At 64.6% G+C, this 16,342-nt stretch carries 13 protein-coding genes; 6 read left to right on the forward strand and 7 right to left on the reverse strand.

The features are described 5' to 3' along the window. Nucleotides 1-25 precede the first annotated feature (25 nt). Nucleotides 26-1,792 (forward strand): ABC-ATPase domain-containing protein, encoded by a 1,767-nt coding sequence (locus HK108_RS17600; RefSeq protein WP_181272480.1) that lies wholly within the window; start codon nucleotides 26-28, stop codon nucleotides 1,790-1,792. A 25-nt stretch (nucleotides 1,793-1,817) separates the two neighbouring features. On the opposite strand, the gene HK108_RS17605 is transcribed toward HK108_RS17600, so the two are convergent. After that, nucleotides 1,818-3,272: an MFS transporter gene (locus HK108_RS17605; protein WP_181272481.1), complete on the reverse strand. Its 1,455-nt coding sequence runs from the start codon at nucleotides 3,270-3,272 to the stop codon at nucleotides 1,818-1,820. A gap of 223 nt (nucleotides 3,273-3,495) precedes the next feature. On the opposite strand from HK108_RS17605, the gene HK108_RS17610 reads away from it, so the two are divergent. Then, nucleotides 3,496-4,476 (forward strand): TetR/AcrR family transcriptional regulator, encoded by a 981-nt coding sequence (locus HK108_RS17610; RefSeq protein WP_181272482.1) that lies wholly within the window; start codon nucleotides 3,496-3,498, stop codon nucleotides 4,474-4,476. Between the two features lie 69 nt (nucleotides 4,477-4,545). Here HK108_RS17610 and HK108_RS17615 read toward each other — a convergent pair whose 3' ends face one another. Then, nucleotides 4,546-6,987 carry a thioredoxin domain-containing protein gene (locus tag HK108_RS17615; RefSeq protein WP_181272483.1) on the reverse strand — a complete coding sequence of 814 codons (2,442 nt, stop codon included), beginning with the start codon at nucleotides 6,985-6,987 and terminating at the stop codon, nucleotides 4,546-4,548. Nucleotides 6,988-7,099: 112 nt separating this feature from the next. On the opposite strand from HK108_RS17615, the gene HK108_RS17620 reads away from it, so the two are divergent. Beyond that, nucleotides 7,100-8,143 (forward strand): hypothetical protein, encoded by a 1,044-nt coding sequence (locus HK108_RS17620; RefSeq protein WP_181272484.1) that lies wholly within the window; start codon nucleotides 7,100-7,102, stop codon nucleotides 8,141-8,143. Continuing rightward, nucleotides 8,140-9,090: a hypothetical protein gene (locus HK108_RS17625; RefSeq protein WP_181272485.1), complete on the forward strand. Its 951-nt coding sequence runs from the start codon at nucleotides 8,140-8,142 to the stop codon at nucleotides 9,088-9,090. Before HK108_RS17620 ends, HK108_RS17625 begins: the two co-directional genes overlap by 4 nt. Nucleotides 9,091-9,117: 27 nt before the next feature. On the opposite strand, the gene HK108_RS17630 is transcribed toward HK108_RS17625, so the two are convergent. After that, nucleotides 9,118-9,978: a glycerophosphodiester phosphodiesterase gene (locus tag HK108_RS17630; protein WP_181272486.1), complete on the reverse strand. Its 861-nt coding sequence runs from the start codon at nucleotides 9,976-9,978 to the stop codon at nucleotides 9,118-9,120. A gap of 338 nt (nucleotides 9,979-10,316) precedes the next feature. Between HK108_RS17630 and HK108_RS17635 the strand changes: the two genes are divergently transcribed. Further along, complete coding sequence (locus HK108_RS17635; RefSeq protein WP_181272487.1) at nucleotides 10,317-11,810, forward strand: alanine/glycine:cation symporter family protein; 1,494 nt, start codon at nucleotides 10,317-10,319, stop codon at nucleotides 11,808-11,810. 111 nt (nucleotides 11,811-11,921) lie between these two features. Further along, the gene (locus HK108_RS17640; protein ID WP_181272488.1) at nucleotides 11,922-12,221 is read left to right on the forward strand and encodes a hypothetical protein; all 300 of its coding nucleotides are present in this window, start codon (nucleotides 11,922-11,924) and stop codon (nucleotides 12,219-12,221) included. 78 nt (nucleotides 12,222-12,299) lie between these two features. Here the strand turns inward: HK108_RS17640 and HK108_RS17645 are convergent, their stop codons facing one another. From HK108_RS17645 to ectA, 4 genes are all read right to left on the reverse strand, one after another. Continuing rightward, nucleotides 12,300-12,995: a hypothetical protein gene (locus tag HK108_RS17645; protein WP_181272489.1), complete on the reverse strand. Its 696-nt coding sequence runs from the start codon at nucleotides 12,993-12,995 to the stop codon at nucleotides 12,300-12,302. A 261-nt stretch (nucleotides 12,996-13,256) separates the two neighbouring features. After that, a complete protein-coding gene (locus HK108_RS17650) occupies nucleotides 13,257-13,664 on the reverse strand; it encodes an ectoine synthase (protein ID WP_135810511.1) in 408 nt (135 codons plus the stop codon). 169 nt (nucleotides 13,665-13,833) lie between these two features. After that, nucleotides 13,834-15,138 (reverse strand): diaminobutyrate--2-oxoglutarate transaminase, encoded by a 1,305-nt coding sequence (gene ectB / locus HK108_RS17655; RefSeq protein WP_181272490.1) that lies wholly within the window; start codon nucleotides 15,136-15,138, stop codon nucleotides 13,834-13,836. A gap of 163 nt (nucleotides 15,139-15,301) precedes the next feature. Further along, nucleotides 15,302-15,697 (reverse strand): diaminobutyrate acetyltransferase, encoded by a 396-nt coding sequence (gene ectA / locus HK108_RS17660; protein ID WP_229664249.1) that lies wholly within the window; start codon nucleotides 15,695-15,697, stop codon nucleotides 15,302-15,304. Nucleotides 15,698-16,342 lie beyond the last annotated feature (645 nt).

Consider the following 16,342-nt stretch of genomic DNA (forward strand, 5'->3'; position numbering starts at 1 on the left):
ATCTCCGACCACTATCATGAGTGAAATGAGTTCACGTCAGTCGAATCTCGCCTCTACTCTGCATAACCTCGACGGTCGCAACTACGGCAATCTCAAGCAGATCCGCGGCCGTTACAGCTTCGGACCGGTCACCGTGTTCATCGACCGAGTCCAGGCCGATCCGTTCGCCTCACCGTCGAAGGTCAGGGTGCGCGTCGACCGTGCCGATGCGAAGTTCCCGCTCGACCTCACCACCGATCGGGCCGATCGCATCGCCGCCGCCGACTATCTGCTCCGGGCCGGCAACGAGGTGCTTGCGAAGCTCGATCAGCGCGCACTCATCCTCGGCCGTCCCGGGCAGGAGGTCCTCGAGCGAACGAACATCCTCATCGATGACGCCGGGTTCGAGGCACGACTGCTCGTCAATCTGCCTGCGCGCGGCCGTCGCATCCTCGGCCATCAGGCAGCGGACATCCTCACCCGTGATCTGCCGGATTTCGCCGAACGGCTCTTCCTCTTCGACCGTTGGTCGGACGCCCCAGCAGGCAGAGGAGGGAACACTCACGGCCCATCGGCCGAGGGGCTCACCGACCACGTCCGACTGCACCGGGATCAGCTGGAACTGCGCAGCCACCTCGGCGAAGCAGGACTCATCGGTCTCGTCGGAAATGGTGCGATTCTCCCGCGGACGTCCGGGGATTCGGACCTGCCGATGAAGTCGTCCGATGCGGTTGCCTTCACCTCCCCTCCCGAACTCGAGCACACGGTCGAACTCTCCAGCGGGCGCACCGTCACCGGAATGGGCATCCCTCGCGGGGTCACCGTCATCGTCGGCGGCGGCTATCACGGCAAGTCGACGATTCTGCGCGCGCTCGAACGCGGCGTCTACCCGCATATCGCCGGCGACGGGCGCGAATGGGTCATCAGCGACCCGACTGCCACCTCCATTCGAGCCGAGGACGGTCGCGCCGTCACCGGCGACGACATCTCGGCGTTCATCAACAACCTACCCTCGGGCTCTGACACGAGATTCTTCTCCACGACGAACGCCAGCGGGTCGACCTCGCAGGCGGCCAATCTCGTCGAAGCGATCGAGGCGGGCGCGAGCACCCTGCTCATCGACGAGGACACTTCGGCGACGAACTTCATGATCCGCGACGAACGCATGCGTGCGCTCATCCCCGCCGAGCGGGAACCGATCACCCCATTCGTCGACCGCGTGCGTCCGCTGCTGACCGAGCAGGGCGTGTCCACGGTGCTCGTCGCCGGTGGATCGAGTGCGTTCTTCGAAGTCGCCGACCACGTCATCGCGCTCGACGCCTATGTGCCCAAGGAAGTCACGGACCAAGCACATGAGCTCGTCGGCGTCACCGCAGCCGACCTCGAAACGGCTCCAACCGGCAGCGACCCACACACCGGTTCGGACTCCCCCGCCGCCCCCTCTTTCATCGCCGCACCGCGTGTGCCGACGGCGAAGGCGCTGCGACCGGCGTCGAAGACGAAGACAGCTCGGGCGAAGGGCGCCGACCGGATCCAATTCGGCCACGACTTCATCGACCTCCTCGCCATCGCTCAGCTCGTCGACACGCAGCAGGCGGCGGGAGTGGCCGAAGCCCTCGAATACCTGGCCGAGATCTTCGACGGACGCACCTCCCTGACCCAGGCGCTGGGCGAGGTCGAGGACACGCTCGACGCTGAGGGCCTCGACGGAATCACGGGGCACCGCGACCATCCGGGCCACCTGACCCGGCCGCGACGGCAGGAGATCGCCGCCGCGCTCAACCGCTACCGGGAGCTGCAACTGGAACGGTGACCGGGCGACCGGCCGCCTCCGCAGGTCAGTGTTCCTCCGTCTCCTTCGAATTCGTCAGCGTCCGCACGCCGATGAAGCCGAGGACGAGGACGATGCCGGCAAGGACGGTGAACGAGATCTGCTGGGAGTGGATGAAGCCGGCGACCATATCTGAATTCCACATCCCTTGGGGCAGTGTGCCGCCGATGACGCCGGCCATGATGGTGCCGACGATGGCGACGCCGACCGCATTGCCCAGCTCCTGTGCGGTGTCGTTGAGTGCAGAACCGATCGAGGTGTGCGATTCAGGCAGCGCACCGATGAGCGCGACGGCGCCGGTGGTCATCACGGTGCGCATGCCGAAGGTCATGACGAACATGCCGACGGCGCACCAGATGAATCCGTGGGAGAGGGCGAAGATCCAGATGACGAGGCTGATGAGGACGAGCCCGACGCCCCCGACCGATGCGGCACGGTGGCCGAAGCGGGCGACGGCGCGATCGACGAAGGGACTGGCAGCCAGCATTCCGATGACGAACGGCAAGTTCGCCAGCCCGGCCTGCAACGCCGTCCACCCCCATGCGAACTGGTAGAGCTGCGTGGAGACGAACATGACGCCGACCATCGCGATCATCGTCGCGGTCTGAAGGATCGCCGATCCGCTGACGGTCGGCAGCGCAAGCAGCTTGAGGTCGAGCATCGGGTCAGTCGCGGCGCGTTCGCGCCAGATGAATCCAAAGAGTGAGAGGACGCCGGCGGTGAAGACGGCGATGGTCAGCGGCGCGGTCCATCCGTTCTCGACGCCGGCGGTGAATCCGTAGAGGAGGAAGCCGAGCGAGGCGACGGAGAGCACGGCTCCGGGAACATCTGCGCCGCCGGTGCGCCGGTCGGCAGGGTCGTCCTTGCCGATGCCGAAACGCACTCCCAACCAGGCGATGGCGGCCACGGGAGCGTTGAGCACGAGCAGTGCCTGCCACGGCCAGCTGGCAATCGCAATGCCGGCGAGCGTCGGCCCGAGTGCGAATCCGATCATCGACACGACCATGATGATGCCGATGGCCTTCGTCCGCAGTTCGTCGAGGTCGAAGAGGCGGAAGATCAGAGACATCGTCAGCGGGGCGATGAATGCGGCGAAGGCGCCGGAGAGGGCCCTGACGATGATGAGCTGAGCGGGGGTGGTGACGAGCAGAACTGAAAGACCCGCGAGTCCGAAGAGAGCGAGACCGACGAGGAGGGTGCGTCGTCGACCGAGCTTGTCGCCCATTGTGCCGCCGACCATGAGCAGTCCGCCGAATGTCAGCGAGTAGGCACCGACGATCCACTGCAGATCGGTCGGTGAGGCGCCGAGGTCGCGGCCGATCGTCGGCAAGGCGATGTTGAGGATCGAGTTGTCGACCATCTCGACGAGCATGGTGAGGCAGAGCGCGAGGAGCGCGGGCCAGGCCGCGCGGAGGCTCTGCGGCTTGCGCGCCGGAGCCTCGGTAGTGGAGGGGGAGGTCATGAGCAGGTCCTTTCGGGCGGAGTTTCGAAATGAGGAGGGCGAAGAGAACGACGCTCGATGAGTCGACGGGGATCCGGGGACCGGTACAGAGCGACGTTGCGCCTATGCATCGGGGAAAAGCGTCGAACCACGTTCGCTTATGGAACAGTGTTCGATGCATCGAACTGTGTTCGAGAATAGAACGGTGTTTGATCGAATGCAAGTCGCTCGGTAGATTCGTGACATGGCTTCTGACACACCTCGGCGACCGCGCGGCGGACCCGGATCGCATGATCGCGGCGATGATCCTCGGCCGGCGGGACGAAACCCGAGGTCAGGAGGTCATGCTCCGAGGCCGGGCAACCGTGATCAGCTCTCCGCCCGCCGCGATCCACGCGGCACCGGCCGGAATGATCCGCGCAGCGCCGGCCGTGTTCCACGCAGTGACGGTCGGAACGATCCCCGACGCCGAGGTGGTCGTCGGCAACCGCGTGCACGGGCGTCGCTTTCCCTTGACCAGATCATCGAGGCCGCAATCGCCACTCTCGATGCCGTCGGTTCCGAGAAGGTCACCCTGCGCGGGCTCGCCGCACAACTCGACAGCGGTGTGGCCAGCCTCTATTGGTACGCCTCGGGCAAGGACGAACTCATGGCGATCGTCGCCGATGAGCTCCTGGGTCGCGCACTCGATGAAGCCGACGATCTCATCGCCGCGAACGAGTCCGCTCCCACGATGTTCGCCGACTACCCGGACCTCGATACGGACCCGGCTACCAGCTCCGTCACGGTAGAGGCGCTGCGCGACGTCCGCCGCCTCGTCCTGTGTCTGTTCGTGCAGATGATCGAGCATCGTTGGCTCGCCGGTCAGCTCATCAAGGCAGGCCCCGACGAACCGAATTCGCTGACCTACTGGGAGCGCATCGGCCAAGCGCTGCAGCGCACCGAGCTCGATCTCACGACTCAGTTCCACTCGTCACTGGCAGTGGTCAACTACGCCTCGGGCATGGGCGCCGAAGTCTCCCAGGGGGCGATCGACCGGGAGGCCATGGACGATGCCGATGCCGAATTCGCTGAGCAGATAGACCGCTGGGCCAGCGTCGATGAAGAGGACTTCCCGTTCGTCCATTCGGTCCTCGGCGAGTTCTCGAAGTTCGACGAGAAGTCCGAATTCATCGTCGGACTCCATCTCGTGCTCTCGGGCATCGAACGGCTCACCTGGGGCTGAAAGGGTAGAGGCCCACAGTATGCTCGAGCCGCGGAACTCCTCCGTCCGACCTCGCCGGTGCAGCCTTGCCTATCCGTTCAGCAGGGCCATGAGTTCGGCCGGAGCTCCCACTGGCAGCGAGCACGAGGTTCCCCGGCACACGATCGCCGTCCCCGCGGGGACGGCGACCTCCCGACCGTCCGGTCCCGGGACGCCGGTCGAGGCCGTGAGCAGAGTGAGCGACGGATGCCTGGCCGCGATGTTTCGCAGCGCATCGTCGACGGTGGCGACCCGCACGGGAGACAGGGCCCGATCGGCCTGCCACAGCGCGTGTCCGCACCCGCGCGGAGCCTGCCCGGCCAGCGCCCGATAGACCCCAAGCAGCCGATCCCGAACTTCCAACAACCGTCCCGTATCCAGAGCGGCGACCTCACCCGGGAACGCCGCCTCACCCGATGACTCCGATCCATCGGACGTCGCAGCCTCGACACCGAGCTCGGCGAGCAGCAGCACTGCCTCAGCGGCTGCGGATCGTCCCGACGGCACGGTGTTGTCGACGGGATCCGCCGACTTCACGTCGATGATCCCGTCACCGAGCGAATCGACCGCTTCGAGGACCCCGTCGCCCCTTTCGGAGGTGAAGAGGTCAAGCATGGTCGCACCGAGTTCGATCAGATCCTCCACCTTCACCGAGGCGGCGCCGTCCGGCAGCTGTCGGACTGTGATCCCAGCGGTGATGAGTTGAGCCCAATCGGCGAGTCCGCCCCTCCCGGGGCCGGCGACATCGCCGGTGAAGGAGCGCCGCACATCGAGCGCAGCCGAGTCGGACGAGTCCCCCGAAGCGGGTGCACCGCCGGGCTTGAGTCGGTCATGCATCGCCGTCCAGAATCGCACAGCGGTTTCTGCCCACCGCGCCGGGTCCGAGGGCTCGGCGTTCTCTGTGATCGCACCACCGGTCGGCTCCGCACTTCCCGTCGAATCTGCACCCCCCGAATCCTCAGCTCCCGCGCCGGAGTACAGGGCCGCCTCGGCGAGGGCGGTGACGGCCAAGGAATTCCATTCGGTGATGATCTTCTCGTCACGGGCCGGCTGGGATCGGCGAGCGCGCATCTGCTCAAGCGCCTCGCGCTGTCGCTTCGTCGCCTCGATGTCCCACGGCGCGGGGTGCTCCGCATCGAAGGGCACATCCTCCATGCCGAGCCAGTCGATGATCCGCACGGCCGCGACCACCTGGCCGGACAGCTCTTCCCCTGCCGGCGAATCGACGAGTCCGAGAAGACCAGCCTGCCCCGCCTCCGCGAATTCTTCGGGAGTGAACACGTAGGCCGCGCCCTCTTCGGAGACTCCCGCCGAGTTGAGCGAATCCGCATCGAGGGCGGCGATGAATCCGTCATCGGTCGACAGGTCCCTGATCAGGAAGGTCGCGGTATCGGCGATCTCACGTTCGGCCAGGGCGAGCCACTTCGAACCCGAATCCAGGGCGCGTTCGACCTTCGCCCAGGCGACGACGACACGCAGATAGAGGGAGTTGTCGTAGAGCATCTTCTCGAAGTGCGGCACGAACCACTGCCGGTCGACGCTGTAGCGAGCGATCCCGCCGCGCACCTGGTCGCGCATGCCACCGGAAGCGATCCGCGCCAATGTCGAACGCACGGCGATGAGGCAGTCGAGGACGAGTTCACCGGTCAGGTGTCCGTCGGCGCCGAGCCAGCCGAGCCGCCCCTCGGCCCGGACCCGATCCAGCGGGTGCTCCCCGGCCCCTCCCCCGTTCGCCGAGGCGATCCCACCGGTTCCCGGGCGCGCCGAAGCACCGTCGTCCGCCCCCTCACCCGCCGAGGCGGTCCCGCCCAAGCGCACGAACGCCGCGAGGAGCTGCAGGATGTTCATCATCGGTGGGAACTTCGGGGCACCTCCGAACCCACCCCAGGCCGGATCGTACGAATCGAGCAGCGCTGCGGCAGCGGAATCGAGCTCGTCGGGGGTCAGGGACTCCGCGGCCGCCTCGGCGGGGAGCGCACTGGTCACGGCATCGGCCATCTCGGCCAGCCCGCGGTCCATCCGGGCCGTCATCTGATTGACCTCGTCGCGGCGGTCCGTCCACGTCGCCGATACGGCCGAGAGCACCTGCGTGAACGCCGGCAGATTGCCCCGCGGCGCGGGCGGGAAGTAAGTGCCGGCGTAGAAGGGGCTGCCGGCAGGTGTGGCGAAGATCGTCATCGGCCATCCGCCTTGGCCGGTCATCGCCTGCAGGGCGTTCATGTAGTAGGCGTCGATGTCCGGCAGTTCCTCACGGTCGATCTTCACGGGCACGAACCGGTCGTTCATCATCGCCGCGACCGCTTCGTCCTCGAAGGATTCGTGGGCCATGACATGGCACCAATGGCAGGTGGAGTAGCCGATCGAGATGAGGAGGGGGACGTCACGGCGGGCCGCCTCGGCGAGGGTTTCCTTCGTCCACATCCGCCAGTCCACGGGATTGTCGGCGTGCGCGCGCAGGTAAGGGCTGGTCGAGTCGGCGAGTTCGTTCGGCATGCCCCCAGCGTCTCACTTCGAGCGATCGCGTGCGAGGTCATCTTCCGTCGGCCGACCGAGTTCTTCTCACACGAACCGACAAGGAGGCTGGTTTTTATGGGAACATGAGGCCATGACCACCGCACCGAACACGGACGCCCATGACCCGAGAATCGGCCTCGACAGCCGCAGAATGGCCATCACCATCGTTGCCGCCGTCACCTTCCTCGTCACGTGGATCGGCACCGGGCTCCTCGAAGTCAAGGCTCAAGACTCCTACGTGTCGTCACCCGGTCCGAGCCTCCTGCGCCTCGCGCTCATCGCGGTCTCCGGCGCCGCCGCGATCACGATCGCCCGCGGACTTCGCCCGATCCCCCGCAACGTGTTCATTGTCATCACTGTGTTCCTTTGCGCCGTCGAAGCGCTCAAGTCGGTCTTCACCATCGACACGTTCGGCGCCGACACCGGCGTATTGGCCGACAATCCCGCGCTCACCACAGCCCTGGTCACCGTGAGCCTCATCGTGGCGGTGGCTTTCCCGATCGTTGTGGCACTCGCCCTGGCCGCAGTCACGGCCCAACTTGTTCCCGTCGCCGAGGCGGCCGCTCCCGCAGTCCTCTGCCGCCGTTCACGTGCCGCCGCCTTCGGATTGTTCGCTGCGACCGGGATCGTGCTCCTCGTCTGGCTGCTGCGAACCATGTTCGTCGACGCCATGTTCCTGTTCGAGTACGGTGATGCGTTCAATGCTCTGGGCGCAGCGGTCGGGTTCGTCTCCGCCATCGCCGCCCTGCGGGTCGTCGCCGAGTCTCGGTCGCTGCCGGCCGATGAGCCGGCCCTCGGCTCATCTTCTTCCGGCACCACACCGCGATCTGCTCGCACTCTGGCCTTCGTAATCGTCGCCTGCGGACTGCTTCTGTGCCTGGAATCGACCTTGCTCGCCGTCGGTTATCCACCGGTCTCCAGCCTGGGATACACGGGCTGGGTCATCAGCATGTTCGGCCTCGTCCTCGGCAGTCTCGTGCTCGCGGTCCGCACACTCAACTGCGCTCCGACCCATGATGCCCAACCCGGTGACCGTGCCCAGCCCGACGACATCACCCAGTCGGACGACAGCAATGTGGCCAACGACGGTACTGAGGTCGGCAGCAGCGGCAGCGAACGCAGCATGGGGTCATGACCACCGCGGCGCAGCGAGGCGCTGAGGCCATCGCCGACGGAGACTCTGCCGAACGACCTGCACCACTGGGGCCTGGAGACTTCTCACTGACGGTCGTGGCATTTCTCGTGCATTGCCTGTCGTGGACGAGCGCCGCGTTTCTCATCAGCGCCGACGATGTGCACTTCGCGACGAGTCCGGTCCGCGCGTGGGCCCAGTTCGGCATCCTGCTCGTCGCCGGCGCATCGGGGATCGTCCTCCTCCGGACTCTGCCCCTTCATCCGCGCATTGTGCTCAGCGTGATCACCGTACTGCTGTTCGTCCCGTCTGGATTGGCCTCGCTCGTCTCCGCCTCCGCTGGCGACTCGAATGTCGGGCAGGCGATCGCCGTGAATCTCTGGTTACTGCGTCTACTGACGATCGTGGTCTTTCCGCTCATCGTTGCCGTTGTGCTGGCGACGATCCTCGGACGAACCCCAGACTCCGCCAGCCTTGCAAATTCCCACGCCGAGGCGGCCGACCCGACTCCCCAGCTCCCCCGCTACCGCCACGCCTCCTTGGTCTCGGCCACCGTGCTCATCGTCTCTGCTCTCATCATTGCGGTGGGCTTCGCCTTCGAACCGTCCGTGGGCCGTTTCGCCGACGTCCCTGCCTCGATCGCCTTCCTCACCGCCTGCGCGAGTCTCACAGCTTCAACCGCCGGCCTATACAGCTTGTACTCCCTGACGAGAAACTGCATCGCCGACTCAGCAGCGGGATCCCCTCCCCCGCCGAGGATCGCCCAGGTTCTGACTGCAGTCACCGTGGTCTGCGGTATGGCCGCGTTCATGGTCTCCACTTCGAGGATGTTCGGCGACGGAGCTGACCTCTATTTCGGCCCGATCGCCGGACCGGTCGGGATGGGCGGAACGATCATGTCCAGCATTCTGCTCTCTGTCCTCATCATCCGCCAGCCCGCCCATGTCTGAGCCGACGCGGGGCCTATAGAGCCTCCTCTAGAGAGCTTCGACGACCTCGACGAGGCGGTCGGGAGCGTTGGTGATGATGCCGTCGGCGCCGACGTCGATGGCTCGTTCCATCTCGCCGAGGTCGTCGACGGTCCACACCAAGCTGGTCATTCCGAGCTCGTGGATGGCGGTGAGGAAGTCCTCGTCGGCCGCGCAGAATTCGGGGTTGACCTGGTCGACCCAATCCGCGAAGTCCTGGAGCTCGTCCGGGCAGGGTCGGCCGAGCACGCCGACCGGGATCTCCGGGGCGAGCGCGTGGAACTCTTCGACGAATGCCCAGTTCGCGGACTGGACGACGAGCATGCCGGCGGCCAAAGCCCGGTCGAGGTAGTTCGGCACGGTGCGCAGGGCGGACAGGACCGCCTCGGCGATTCCGGGATAGAGCTCGGGGTGCTTGACCTCCAGCAGCAGGCCGGTGCGGGTGTCGTGGGCGAGGGTGAGCACCTCGGCGAGGCGGGGCACGCGGACACCGGCGAATTCCTCGCCCTTCCAGCTTCCGGCGTCGAGTGTGGCGATCTGGGCGGCGTTCATGCCGGCGATGCTGCGGTCTTGACGATTCGGGTACAGGGTGCGGGCGTCGGTGGTGCGATCGACGGTGGTGTCGTGCATGATCACGAGCTCACCGTCGGCGCTCATATGGACGTCGGTTTCGATCATGTCTGCGCCCTGGTCGATGCCGGCGATGAACGCGGGGATCGTGTTCTCCGGCCAATCGGCGGACGCACCTCGGTGTGCGATGACCAGGGGCGGGACCCGAACGCGGGCGGGGTCGATCACGGTGCCGGCCGCGCCGGCGCTGAGGTCGCGGGGCGAGTGATCGGAGGTGGGGGTGGCGAGGGTGATGGGCATTTCAGAACTCCTCCACGGAGACTGCGGGTGGCATTCGGGCGCCGGATCCAACTGCTGCGCGGTGGCCGAACGATGAGTACTAGGCCGCCCAGACTAGGGGGCCCGAGCAAGTTCCGGGTGATGCGCGAGTGGACGGGACATGAATCCTGACGGTGTCGACACTGGCCGTCGCCTGGGCCGATGCTGACTCGGCCGCAGGCCGACGGTGACCTTCAAGCAGGGGCCACTGCCACAGCTGCGGAACCGGAAGTGGCAGACTGGGAGTAACCACGGACGGAGTTCTCGCGTTCCGCACCTCCGATCCTCTCCAGCACAATTGCCGAAGGAGGCGCAGTTCGATGGAGATGCTCCAGAGTGCTTTCGACAGTGTCAGCACCGTATCGTCGTACATCCTCGTGGCTGTTCTCATCCCCACTGGTCTGTATTTCACCATCCGCACGGGAGCGGTGCAGGTCCGCCTGCTGCCCGAGATGTTCCGCACCCTGGTGGAGCCGGGCGGACGGGATTCCGAGGGCAACCGGAACATCTCGCCGTTCCGCGCCTTCTCGATCTCCGCGGCCTCGCGGGTGGGAACGGCGAACATCGCCGGTGTCGCTTTGGCGATCTCGCTCGGTGGACCGGGTGCGATGTTCTGGATGTGGCTGACGGCCATCGTCGGCGGCGCCACGGCCTTCGCCGAATCGGCTCTCGGACAGCTGTACAAGCTCAAGGACGGCCCGAACTTCCGCGGCGGTCCCGCTTATTACATCAAGCACGGGCTGAACATGAAGTGGCTCGGACTGGTCTTCGCCGTCATCGTCGCCATCACCTACGGCATCGTGTTCAACTCGGTGCAGTCGAACTCCATCGTCGACGCCGTCGGGGCATCCTTCGGAGTCGAGAGTTCGGACGGCGTCTTCGCTGCCGTGGCCGGGGCGATCATCGCCGTTGCCGCCTTCGCGATCTTCGCAGGCGGCGCCAAGCGCATCTCGAACATCTCGGCCTATCTGGTGCCGATCATGGCCGGCCTCTACCTCATCGTCGGCATCATCGTCGTGGCGATGAACATCGGTGCTGTGCCGTCGATGATCGCCACGATCGTCACCGACGCGTTCAGCATGGATTCGATCGCCGGTGGAACGCTGGGATCGATCATGCTCATCGGTGTTCAGCGCGGTCTGTTCTCCAATGAGGCCGGTATCGGTTCGGTGCCGAACGCGGCAGCGACCGCATCGGCGTCGCACCCAGCCAAGCAGGGCTTCGTGCAGGCGCTGGGCGTGTACTTCGATACGATCCTCGTCTGCTCGATCACCGCGTTCATCATCCTGCTGTCGAATCCGGAGTACGGCAGCTCTGCCGAGGGCATCCAGCTCACGCAGACGGCGCTGAGCGGTCAGCTCGGACAGTGGGCGATCCACTTCCTCACGCTGGCGATCTTCCTCTTCGCGTTCTCGTCGATCCTCGGCAACTACTACTACGGCGAAGCGAATATCGAGCACCTGACGACGAACCGCGTCGCGCTGCGCGTGTATCAGGTCATCGTCATGGTCTCGGTGTTCATCGGAGCGATCGCGGCCCTCGACCTGGTGTGGACCGCGGCCGATATCTTCATGGCGATCATGGCTCTCATCAACCTCTTCGCCCTGCTGATGCTCTCGCCGTTGGTGTTCTCGCTGCTGAAGAACTACCAGCAACAGCGCAAGGCCGGCTTCGAACCGGTGTTCCGACGCGGCGATCTGCCGACTTATCGGCGCATCAACACCGAAGTCGATGCCTGGGACGGCACCGACGAGGTGACCACAACGAAGTTCTGGCATGACCGCGGCAAGAAGGTTCGCTCCGACAACGAGTGAGGCTGCCGAACAGCAGTCGACAACGCACATCGGGCGCTCCCTTTCGGAGCGCCCGATGTGTATTCATTCCCCAAGATCCGCAGGCAGTCCCCTGACCCTTACGAGGTCCCGATGAGTATCGATCGCGTTGAATTGGCGAAGGCCCTCGCCGAGGCGACCGGATGGTCGGTCTCGGCCGATCCCCACCGTGTGACGTTCACGAATGATGATCCACTACAGGTGGTCATCTGGACCGTTACCGATGCTGAGATCGGGGAACTCCGCTATAACGAGAATCGACGCGCCAAGGGTTACGGTGGCAAGCAGAGCGCTGAGCTCGGAGTCTTGTGGCTTCCGCTCACGGAAGCGTTGGGTCCGCTCGAGGGACCTCGAGGGCATATGGATGGGACAGACTTGACGATTCGCGAGTGACGAAGCAATGAAAGACAGAACGGCTCGAGCAGAGTGCACTGCTCGAGCCGTTCCGAATGGCGGGGTCGTGACTTCTGGTCAGCGCTTGACCGACTTCGATGTCGCCCCGGTGGCCCAGCTGACCTGGCTGAACGTGACACGGTAGTACCGCTTGCTCTTCGACTTCACCTTGTAGACGGCCTTGCCCTTTTTCGCGCTGGCCGTCTTCAGGGTCTTCCACTTGCTGCCGGACTTGACTTGGAACTTCACCTTCGGGTTGTAGTTGACCTTCCCGTAGTGCTCCGGGTGATAGACCTTCGTCGACGAGGTCAGCGTGACCGTGCTTCCCTTGCGCTTTGAGGACAGCGACGCATACGACTTGCCGCGGACGTAGAAGCAGCCCTTTGTGTAGTCCGTGAATGCGTCCCACGAGTGTTCGTTGTCGACGGAAACCTCTGACGGACCGATTCGATATTTGCCGAGCCCGTCGAGACTCGGACAGATCATATTGCGGTCTTTGGTGCTGGGACTCGTGTAGTTTCCGAAGTACGCCTCCGTCGTGTATCCGTATCGGCCTGCAATTTCAGAATCTACCGTCCACGAATCGACGTTCTTCTTGTTGTACTTCAGATAGACGTTGAAGTACTTGCAGTTGTCATTCGAAATGACCATGTTGCTTGCTGAAAGCTTCGTCACGTCGAATGACATAGATGCCGCTTCGGCAGATACGGCAGGACCGATGACGAGAGCAAGAGCGGCAACGGACGCCACGAGGGCGCGCTTGAGGAACTTCATGGAGACTCCAACTGAAGATGGGATGGAAGGGGATGCCTGAGTCGGAGTCAACGAATGTGTAATCGGCAACGAGAAGTCACGAACTTGAAAGTTGTATGACCGAAGATTATCACACCTGCAGTCCGTTCGGCTCCTGCTTAATCGTGCCGTTCAAGCACGCAACTCAACCACGCGCAAAAGACGGCCCGAGCGATAACGCTCGGGCCGCCTCGGCGAGTGAAGCTCAGCCGGTGTCCACCGACTCAGCAATCAGAAGCCGTATCAGTTCGCGGGTGCCGCTTCATCCTCGAGGATGAGAGGGTACACGCCGTTCTCGTCGTGGACCTCTCGGCCGGTGACCGGCGGGTTGAACACGCAGGCCATGCGCAGCTCTTCCTCGGCCACGACGGTGTGCTTCTCGTTTCCGTCGAGCAGGTACATGACGCCATCGTGGAGCGGGTAGACCTTGCCGGTCTCCTCGTCGGTCAGCGTCCCCTTGCCCTGTACGCAGTACACGGCCTCGACGTGGTTCTGGTAGTGGAACGTCGAGGTGGTTCCGGCATAGATCACGGTGTCGTGGAACGAGAATCCGACGCGCTCCTTGCCGAGCACCATGCGGCGTGAGCGCCAGGTCTCGGACTTCACATCGCGGTCGGTGTCGTTGAGGTCATCGCGGTTGACTACGTACATCTGTGGTCCTTTCGCAGAAGGTCGGTGAAAGTGTTCAGGGTGGGCCGCGGACGTCCGTCTCACTTCAACGGCTCCCGTCGGCCCGAGTGGGCGATCGAGCAGGTGAGCTCGAATCCGCCCAAAGCTCGGGCCGGCGCCACAGGTGCGACGCCGGCCCGGCAGAGGTGGGTCAGGCCAGTGCGGCCTTCGCAGCGGCAGGAGCGAACTTGGCCACTCCGGCCTCGATGATGTCCAGGCCCGCCTGCAGATCGCGCGAATCGATCGTCAGCGGCGGCATGATCTTGATGACTTCGTCATCGGCGCCCGAGGTCTCGAGCAGCAGACCGTTCTCGAAGGCATAGGCGGCAACCTTCTCGGCCACCTCGAGGTCTTCGAAGCAGACACCGGCCAGCAGGCCCCGTCCGCGGATCGAAGCGCCTTCGGCCTTTTCGACGATCGTGTCGAGGCGCTGGTGCAGCTCGGCAATGGTGTCGGCGAGCTGGTTCTGGAACTCGTTGTCGGCCCAGAAGGTCTTGATGGCGGCGGTCGCGGTCACGAACGCGGGGTTGTTTCCGCGGAAGGTGCCGTTGTGCTCGCCGGGCTCCCAGACGTCGAGCTCGGGACGGAACAGGGTCAGCGCCAGCGGCAGACCCGAACCGGAGATCGACTTCGACAGGCAGACGATGTCGGGCTCGATACCGGCCTCTTCGAAGCTGAAGAACGAACCGGTACGGCCGCAGCCTGCCTGCACGTCATCGACGATGAGGAGGATGTCATGCTTCTTGCACAGGTCGGACAGTGCGCGCAGCCATTCGGCGCGAGCGGCACGCAGTCCGCCCTCGCCCTGCACGGTCTCGACGATGACAGCGGCGGGCTTGTCGACGCCCGAGCCGGAGTCCTCGAGGACCTTCTCCAGCCACAGGAAATCCGGGACCTCTCCGTCGAAGTAGTCGTCGTACGGGATCTTCGAGCTGTTGGTCAGCGGGATGCCTGCGCCTTCGCGCTTCATCGAGTTGCCGGTCACCGACAGCGATCCCAGCGTCATGCCGTGGAACGCGTTGGTGAACGAGAGCATGTGCTGACGGCCGGTCACCTTGCGAGCAAGCTTGAGAGCCGCCTCGACGGTGTTGGTTCCCGTCGGTCCGGGGAACATGACGGAGTAGTCGAGTCCGCGCGGCTTGAGGATGAGGTCCTGGAAGGTCTGCAGGAACTCACGCTTGGCCGGGGTCTTCATATCCATCGAGTGCAGAACGGCGCCCGACTGCAGGTACTCGATGAGCGGGCCCATCACGACCGGGTTGTTGTGGCCGTAGTTGAGGGCACCGGCACCGGAGAAGAAATCGAGGTACTCGTTGCCGTCCTCGTCCCACTGCTTTGCGCCCTGCGAACGGGCGAAGGTCGCGGGCCAGGAACGGCAGTAGCTGCGCACGGCAGACTCGCGAGTTTCGAAGATGTCGGGCTTGTCAGTGGGTGTGGGCTTAGCGCTTTCAGTCATGACTTGAGTCCTTTCGACTTCTTTAAGTTCTGCGTCTGCATCGGATGCAGTCGCCGAGGCGGTGGCCGCTGCCGCTCACTGCGGGCGATCTCTTCCGCCTCCTGGCACCTGGCGCGTCCACGCCCTTGGAACAGGGGGCCGCGCGGCGCCGGGGTGAGGCTCGTTATAGGGGTGCGATCTCGTAGAGGTACTCGGTGTCGTGGCCGTCCGGGTAGAGGTCCGGGGTGAACAGCGGGCGACGGTCGAATCCGGCGCCGCGCTTCTCAGCGAACGCCTGGAACAGGCGGTTGGACGCCGCATTGTCGTCGGTGATCGTCGTCTCCATGCGGAGAGCGCCGGTCCGGTCGGCCAGTTCATGGAGCATGGTCGATGCGAGTCCGTGTCCACGGAAGTTCTCGTTGACGGCGACCTGCCAGATCATCAGGGTGTCCGGATTCTCCGGACGGGTGTAACCGGTGATGAAGCCGGCGGGTTCTCCGTCGATTCGTGCGATCACCGAGGTGTCCGCGAAGTCGCGGCACCACAGCAGGTACGAGTACGAGGAGTTCAGGTCGAGCACGGCTGTGTCTTTCGCGAGCCGCCATAGATGTTGTCCGTCCTCCAGTTCTGGAGTCCGGACGTCGATTTGCGTCTTCGGTTCAGCGAGTGCGTTAATCACGCCAACAAACCTAACGGGCTGAGATCGAGCGTCAACCTCGAAAGTGCCGATTCCGGGGTACTTCCGCAACGATCGTCCCGAGCTACCTACATGTAACGGACCCGGCTTTCCCCATGGCATCTCTGGGATGTGACGGGGCGCTCCTTCGCGCTCATACCGCGCCAGAGGTTCGTTATCGTTTCGTTACATTTGACTGGAGTTGGAACAAGGGTTCCACGTGTTCCATGTCACTTCGCTTGAATTTGGATAGCAAGGTGTCCTGTTGCCCGAGGTTGCCGTCTGAGGCTCTGCGGGCGGGATCGAGGCGGCTGCGAAGTAGTTCGCGCAGGCGCGAAGGTGTTCGCGCAGCGCCGCCATCAGCCGGATGCTGCGCGCCTGCCGCCGCCGACACGAGTTAAGTGTGCGAAGAATGCCGCTTTGAGGCCGGTGGGCTCAGTGTTCTAGTGCAACAGTGGGCTGGTCTCAGACTACCTGCTCATGCAACAGATCAGCCAGGACCTCGGCCGGGGTCGCGAACCCGAGGACCTTCCGCGGCCTGCGGTTGAG

It is taken from the genome of Brevibacterium sediminis, assembly GCF_013623905.1.
GTDB lineage: Bacteria > Actinomycetota > Actinomycetes > Actinomycetales > Brevibacteriaceae > Brevibacterium > Brevibacterium sediminis.

Bases quoted from the DNA above. Each gene is read 5' to 3' on its own strand.
- HK108_RS17600 (WP_181272480.1), top strand. From the start codon at position 26: ATGAGTTCACGTCAGTCGAATCTCGCCTCTACTCTGCATAACCTCGAC.
- HK108_RS17605 (WP_181272481.1), bottom strand. From the start codon at position 3,272: ATGACCTCCCCCTCCACTACCGAGGCTCCGGCGCGCAAGCCGCAGAGC.
- HK108_RS17610 (WP_181272482.1), top strand. From the start codon at position 3,496: ATGGCTTCTGACACACCTCGGCGACCGCGCGGCGGACCCGGATCGCAT.
- HK108_RS17615 (WP_181272483.1), bottom strand. From the start codon at position 6,987: ATGCCGAACGAACTCGCCGACTCGACCAGCCCTTACCTGCGCGCGCAC.
- HK108_RS17620 (WP_181272484.1), top strand. From the start codon at position 7,100: ATGACCACCGCACCGAACACGGACGCCCATGACCCGAGAATCGGCCTC.
- HK108_RS17625 (WP_181272485.1), top strand. From the start codon at position 8,140: ATGACCACCGCGGCGCAGCGAGGCGCTGAGGCCATCGCCGACGGAGAC.
- HK108_RS17630 (WP_181272486.1), bottom strand. From the start codon at position 9,978: ATGCCCATCACCCTCGCCACCCCCACCTCCGATCACTCGCCCCGCGAC.
- HK108_RS17635 (WP_181272487.1), top strand. From the start codon at position 10,317: ATGGAGATGCTCCAGAGTGCTTTCGACAGTGTCAGCACCGTATCGTCG.
- HK108_RS17640 (WP_181272488.1), top strand. From the start codon at position 11,922: ATGAGTATCGATCGCGTTGAATTGGCGAAGGCCCTCGCCGAGGCGACC.
- HK108_RS17645 (WP_181272489.1), bottom strand. From the start codon at position 12,995: ATGAAGTTCCTCAAGCGCGCCCTCGTGGCGTCCGTTGCCGCTCTTGCT.
- HK108_RS17650 (WP_135810511.1), bottom strand. From the start codon at position 13,664: ATGTACGTAGTCAACCGCGATGACCTCAACGACACCGACCGCGATGTG.
- ectB (WP_181272490.1), bottom strand. From the start codon at position 15,138: ATGACTGAAAGCGCTAAGCCCACACCCACTGACAAGCCCGACATCTTC.